The sequence below is a fragment of the Microbacterium xerophyticum genome, assembly GCF_053543555.1.
Genome location: NZ_JBLVOB010000004.1, coordinates 61618 through 63423 on the forward strand (window position 1 = coordinate 61618; position 1806 = coordinate 63423).

The 1806-nt window shown below is 62.9% G+C and carries 2 protein-coding genes; both read right to left on the reverse strand.

Annotated features, from left to right (window positions below):
* Positions 1-117: 117 nt before the first annotated feature.
* The gene (locus tag ACNPNP_RS02905) at positions 118-330 is read right to left on the reverse strand and encodes a hypothetical protein (protein ID WP_448964564.1); all 213 of its coding nucleotides are present in this window, start codon (positions 328-330) and stop codon (positions 118-120) included.
* Between the two features lie 162 nt (positions 331-492).
* Positions 493-1683: an elongation factor Tu gene (gene tuf / locus ACNPNP_RS02910; protein WP_448964565.1), complete on the reverse strand. Its 1191-nt coding sequence runs from the start codon at positions 1681-1683 to the stop codon at positions 493-495.
* Positions 1684-1806: the final 123 nt, after the last annotated feature.

The following is a 1806-nucleotide window of genomic DNA, read 5'->3' on the forward strand; positions in this document are numbered from 1 at the left end:
ATCTTCAGTTCGTCGAACCCCTTCGCCCCCCCGACCGCAAGATCCCCAGGCGGTTGTGCTCATAGTACACGGAAGGGACGACGCACCGAAGTGCGCCGCCCCTTCAAGAGAGTTCGTCTACTCGTTGCCGATGGACTTGTCTGCGCCGTCGCGGATCTCGTCGATCTTGTCGGCAGCACCGGGCGCGATCTTCTTCGCGAAGTCGGCGACGCCGTCGAGCACCTTGTCGCTCACGTCCTCGGCCTGCTCGCTCTTGACCGCATCGGCGATCTTGTCCTTGTTCTGCTCGTAAAGGTCCTTGCCCTTGTTGACGATGTCGTCGATGCCCATTGCGGGTCCCCCTTGAGGTTGTTTCGTCGGACGAGTCTGCCGACCAATCTCATTGTGCACGGCATCCGCTTCGAAGGAAACCCTTTGACCCCGACACCGCCCCATGACGACGACAAAGGGGCCGGACCAGAAGGCCCGACCCCTTTGCGGAGTAAGAAGTACTTACTTGATGATGCTCGTGACCGTACCGGCGCCCACGGTGCGTCCACCCTCACGGATGGCGAAGCCGAGGCCCTCCTCCATGGCGATCGGCTGGATCAGCTCGACCGTCATGTCGGTGGTGTCACCGGGCATGACCATCTCGGTGCCCTCGGGCAGCGAGATGACGCCGGTGACGTCGGTGGTGCGGAAGTAGAACTGCGGGCGGTAGTTCGTGTAGAACGGGTTGTGACGGCCACCCTCGTCCTTCGACAGGATGTACGCGGTGCCCTCGAAGTTCGTGTGAGGGGTGACCGAGCCCGGCTGAACGACGACCTGGCCGCGCTCGACGTCCTCACGCTTGAGGCCACGCAGCAGCAGACCGCAGTTCTCGCCGGCCCATGCCTCGTCGAGCTGCTTGTGGAACATCTCGATACCGGTGACCGTGGTCTTCTGCGTGTTGCGGATGCCGACGATCTCGACCTCGGAGTTGATCTTGAGGGTGCCACGCTCGGCGCGGCCGGTGACGACCGTTCCACGACCGGTGATCGTGAAGACGTCCTCGATCGGCATGAGGAAGGGCTTGTCACGGTCGCGCTCCGGGTCCGGAACGCTGTCGTCGACGGCCTGCATGAGCTCGAGGATCGCGTTGACCCACTTCTCTTCGCCCTCGAGAGCCTTGAGAGCCGAGACCTGGACGACAGGAGCGTCCTCGTCGAAGCCCTGGCCGGCGAGCAGCTCGCGGACCTCGAGCTCGACGAGCTCCAGGATCTCCTCGTCGTCGACCATGTCGCTCTTGTTCAGGGCGACGAGCAGGTACGGCACGCCGACCTGCTTGGCGAGCAGGACGTGCTCACGGGTCTGAGCCATCGGACCGTCGGTGGCGGCGACCACGAGGATCGCGCCGTCCATCTGCGCGGCACCGGTGATCATGTTCTTGACGTAGTCGGCGTGGCCGGGAGCGTCAACGTGCGCGTAGTGGCGCTTCGGGGTCTCGTACTCGATGTGCGAGATGTTGATCGTGATACCACGCTGGCGCTCTTCCGGCGCCGAGTCGATGGAAGCGAAGTCACGCTGCACGTTGGTGTCGGACGGGTACTTGTCAGCGAGCACCTTGGAGATGGCTGCCGACAGCGTCGTCTTGCCGTGGTCGACGTGACCGATCGTTCCGATGTTCACGTGCGGCTTGGTGCGCTCGAACTTGGCCTTGGCCACTTGGTCCTCCTCAGGACGTTCGTGTAGAGATTGCCGAGCACTGGATTGTGACCGGTTCCCTACGGGGTTTGATTCTCAGTTTAGTAGAGAGAGCTTTGTGAAGTTGTGTGTTGTCCGGGGGGG

Coding starts and splice junctions, on each gene's coding strand:
- ACNPNP_RS02905 (WP_448964564.1), bottom strand. CDS start 330: ATGGGCATCGACGACATCGTCAACAAGGGCAAGGACCTTTACGAGCAG.